Here is a 4166-nt window from a genome sequence, read left to right as displayed (position 1 = left end):
GCACACCAGCCGAGTTTGAACAACAACTGATCACGACACGTACGCTGTCACTCGTCGCATGAAACACGGTGTCCACTCCCCGGGATCAACCTCACAGTCGGCCTTCACCCAGCCGCGCAGACCCTCGATGCTGACGCCCAGCTCGCGGACCACGTCGGTCGCCGTCCGCCCGGATGACAGGGACTCCGGACTTCGGTCCGGGGCCCCTCGCCGTGCAGGCTCAGGTGGGGGGACTGTCCTGACCTCGTCGATCAGCATGCGCAGCGTCAGGAAGAGGGCGGTTCGGTTCACGGTCGCACGCGATCGGATCAGCGCGCCGCTATCGACCCGCCACTCCCCACCCCCACAGGAATCGCAATCTTGCATTCCGATCTGCCGGGGAGGGCGCCGCCGACCGACGAGGAGACCTGACACAGCGTCGAGGTCAGACAGCCCGCGCCGCGTGCTGCGCGGCGACGATCACCCCTGCGGCCCGTGCCGCTTGGGCCGCTATGCCCGCAATGCTTGACGTAATGAACGGACCGCCCCCGGCGAGGTCTCCCACCACGTGCAGACGCGGGTCAGCCGGTACCAGCCCACCGGCTGGGTGCAGCTCGGCCGAGCCGTCCGCCAGCAGGGCTGTGACCAACTGACCGGCCGCCCGAGGGATCGCCCGCGATGGCGGATTCACGGCGTTGACGACGACGTCAAAAGTGCGTTCGCCGTCGTCGCCGTGCACCCGGAACACCGCGTCCGCGACCTCGATCTTGCGGACGCCCGCAGCGACAGTGAGTTGCCCGGAGTCCAACAGCCGCATCATGGTGGCGGCGTTCACCGGGACCATCGGTGAGGCCACGCTCGTCGCCATGCGGAAGTGACGCCCGAGCCGCAGGCGGTCAGGCTCGGGCAGGAGCCGCCACGCGTACGGGCCAACACTGTGCGCTGTCTCCTGGAGGACCCGGCGGCCGATCCTGGAGTCGTCTACAGCGGCCAGTTGCGCACGCAAGCGCCGGACGGGATCTTCGGTCTCGGACGCCAGCAGTTCAGCCACGAAGGATTCGAAGTCCTCTCCCGTCTCCTCCAGTTCGGCCCGCATCAACCCAATGAGGTCCTGGAGGGTGACGACACCGTGCTGCCGGTGCAGCGCCGCCACCCGCTCGGCGGTCACGTGCTGCGGCCGGTGGCCGACCGGGCGCTGCCAGACGTGGGGCAGCACACCGCTGCGGGACAGCAGCATGATCGGCCCGGTGTGCCCGCGCGCAGCGAGCGACACGACGACGTCGACAGCGGTCAGGCCGCTCCCGATGACCGCGATGTTGCTGCCGGGCGGGACCCGGTCGAGTGTGTGTGCCAGCGGGTACGGATCGTCCACGAAACCGGGGGCGCCGCCGAGACCGTAATGGTCTTGCGGCGTCCCCCCGCCCACGCACACGGCCACGTGGTCGGCCTCGTGCCGATGTCCGTCCTCGGTGCGGAGCGACCAGGCGGCCCCGGACCGGGCGGCATCGGTGACGCGGGCGGTGACCACGCGCACCTGCCAGCCGTCTTCGCGCAGGGTGTCCAATGCCGTCTCGGCGGTGTGTGCCAGATACTCGCCGTAGAGCGCGCGCGGAACCAGCGGCTGTCCCAGCCGTTCGTCGAGTTGGGCGGTGCCACGCATGCCCAGCCAGGCCGCGTAGTGCCCGAAGTCCAGGTGGCGGATCGACATGACGGCGGGTGGTGCGTTGACCAGCACCGTGTCCAGGTCGGGGCCGTACGGGCGGCCTCGCCAAAGATGCGGGGACGGCTCGAACACTGTGATGGTCCCGGGGCTGTCGGCGGTGGCCGCCAGCGTGTCCAACAGGCCGACTCCCGCAGCACCCGCTCCGACGATTGCGATGTCCATGTTCTTCCCTTCACGTCCCGGGCCGCCGCCGAAAGGAGCCGCGGCCTCATTGAGCCTCGCCGCCGCCAGTGCCGAGCCCCATCCCCCGCGAGCGGTGACCGGCCGGGAATGCCCCCCTCAAACGAGGGGTTGGCGCAGGGCAGTAGGGCGGGCAGGCTGGCCTGCATCCAGACCACGGGAGGGATCTCTCCATGTCCGATGCGCGCCGCCACGCCGAGGTGCTGTCAGCTCACGCCAAGGTGCTGTCAGGTGCGGAGCGGGCCACCGACACACGAGAACTCTTCAGCCGGACGTCCGCCGAGCTGCGACGGCTCATGCCGTTCGACTCGGCCGTATGGGCGGCCACCGACCCGGAGACCGGTCTCATCACCGCGCCGATGCTGGTGGAGAACCTCGGCTCAGGCGAAGGCTGCGCCGATTACTGGGAAAGCGAACTCCTGGAGGAGAACGTCCTCCCATTTCGGGACCTTGCCCGCGCGACCGTCCCGGCGGCCGGTCTGCGCGCGGCCACTGGCGACCTGCCCGCGCGCAGCGCGCGCTTCCGCCGGCTGCTCGGGAGCCAGGGTGTGGACGACGAGCTACGGGCCGTCCTGCGGGTCGGCGACCGGCCATGGGCCGTGGTGAGCCTGTTCCGTATGCGCGGTGGCGCCCCGTTCGGCCCGGCCGAGACGACGCTGCTCGCCGGCCTGTCCGGTCCGCTGGCCTCGCGGCTGCGCCGGTTCGCCCGCCCGTCCGCGACCGCCGGCGGAACCGACGCACCCGCGCCCGGACTGGTGCTCCTCGATCCCTCCGGCGAGCCGACGTCGATCAACGAGGAGGCACGGCAGCATCTCTCGCAGCTCCCTGAAGGCCCCTCTATCCCCTCACAGTTGGGCCTGAGGCTGCCGATCTGGGTGGTCGCCACCGCGCTGCAGGCCCAGGCGATCGCCCGGGGCCGCGACCGGGCAGGCAGCGCGAGGGTGCGCATCCGAACCGTTGACGGCCGCTGGTTGACCTGCCACGCCTCCTGTCTCAGCGGCCCCGCTGGGCGACCCGGTCCCGTGGCGCTCGTCATCGAGCCGGCGGCCGCCGCCGACCGGGCGGTCCTCATCGCCGAGGCGTACGGCCTCACACCGCGCGAGCTGGAGATCACCCGGCTCATCACGCGCGGGCTGCCCACCACCGAGATCGCCGCGACGCTGTTCATCTCCCCCCACACCGTGCGCGACCATGTCAAAGCCGTCTTCGGCAAGACGGAGGTCTCCAGCCGAGGCGAACTCGTTGCGCGGCTGTTCGCCGAGCACTACCGGCCTGCGGTCCCAAAGACCGCCCCGGTTCCCTAAGCAAATGGACTGCTCCGACGCAAGAGCAGATGTCCGCGTTTCGTAAGTGGTTGACTTTGTCGGGGATCTTGATTGCGCCGTGAGGCGCTGTTGGCCCGACCTGACAAAGCCGGGACGTGCCAGTACTGCCAGATGGCGCGTATCCGGGTAGCCGTCCATGTCCGTCTACCGGTGATCATCCGACCCAAACGGGATCTACCGAACTTTCCCCGGGGCCCTGCGCATACAGACGAATCCGGGACGACATTCAAAATGCCCGGTGTCCGGAGCGCTGGGGCTTTGCGGCTGCCGGTGGCGCCGCTTCTTAGCGGCTTGCTTCGCGGCGTACAGGGCCTGGCGGGCCAGGTCGGCGCCGCTGGGCTGCGGCATGGGGCTCATCACGCCGAACCTCCCCGGCCAGCTTCTGCCATGTCCTCGTGATCCGGCGATCGGCGAGCGGTGCCACGCGCCGCATCCAGCTGACGCGTGCCGGGGTGGCCGTATCGGTGCGGCCCTGAGGCGAGGTATGCCGTTTGGAGGGCGGTGAGACGGCGCCGAGCAGGTGCCGCGCGGCCCGAGCCTGCTCGGCAGCCCCGGCGGCTGCCTTGCGGGCGCCGGAGCGGGTGACGTGGGGCGCCAGTTGCGCATCCGCATCGTGCGCCTGCTGGGCTCCGGTGTCGGCTTCTTGGCCACGCGCCAGGAACGCCAGGGCTTCGTTCTCGTACACCGTGGCGGCCGTGGCGGCGGTGAACTTGGCCAGACCGACGGCAAAGGCTGCCGGGGCCTGTACCTCGCTGTCCCGCGCGAGGCCGGCCGGCGGGACAACGACGGCCCTGCGGCGGGGGGCGGGCCAGTCATGGAGCCCATCTAGGATCGCTGGCGGCACCAGAGCCGCTCAACTCGAGGACGCCGACGGGGTGTCGGAGTACGCCGCCTTCGGCGGGACGGGTTGCGGGAGGCGGCCCGCGCTGTCATGGCGGTTACTTCGGGTCGCGGTTGAA

General features: G+C 70.5%; 3 protein-coding genes. 2 read left to right on the top strand and 1 reads right to left on the bottom strand.

Annotated elements, in window-relative coordinates; translation table 11 throughout:
• Positions 1–424: 424 nt before the first annotated feature.
• Positions 425–1864 (bottom strand): FAD/NAD(P)-binding protein, encoded by a 1440-nt coding sequence (locus tag ACWIHY_RS40055; RefSeq protein ID WP_454381662.1) that lies wholly within the window; start codon positions 1862–1864, stop codon positions 425–427.
• 191 nt (positions 1865–2055) lie between these two features.
• On the opposite strand from ACWIHY_RS40055, the gene ACWIHY_RS40050 reads away from it, so the two are divergent.
• Together ACWIHY_RS40050 and ACWIHY_RS40045 are read left to right on the top strand one after the other, a co-directional pair.
• A complete protein-coding gene (locus tag ACWIHY_RS40050) occupies positions 2056–3186 on the top strand; it encodes a LuxR C-terminal-related transcriptional regulator (protein WP_454381660.1) in 1131 nt (376 codons plus the stop codon).
• 541 nt (positions 3187–3727) lie between these two features.
• Positions 3728–4036, top strand: a complete 309-nt coding sequence (locus ACWIHY_RS40045; protein ID WP_454381659.1) for a hypothetical protein — start codon at positions 3728–3730, stop codon at positions 4034–4036.
• The last annotated feature ends 130 nt before the right edge of the window (positions 4037–4166 follow it).

This window comes from Streptomyces sp. NPDC055287 (genome assembly GCF_053646035.1).
This window is presented reverse-complemented; position numbering and strand designations above follow the sequence as displayed.

What these genes read in the sequence shown, in the direction of transcription:
- ACWIHY_RS40055 (WP_454381662.1), bottom strand. Translation starts at nt 1,864, where the DNA reads ATGGACATCGCAATCGTCGGAGCGGGTGCTGCGGGAGTCGGCCTGTTG.
- ACWIHY_RS40050 (WP_454381660.1), top strand. Translation starts at nt 2,056, where the DNA reads ATGTCCGATGCGCGCCGCCACGCCGAGGTGCTGTCAGCTCACGCCAAG.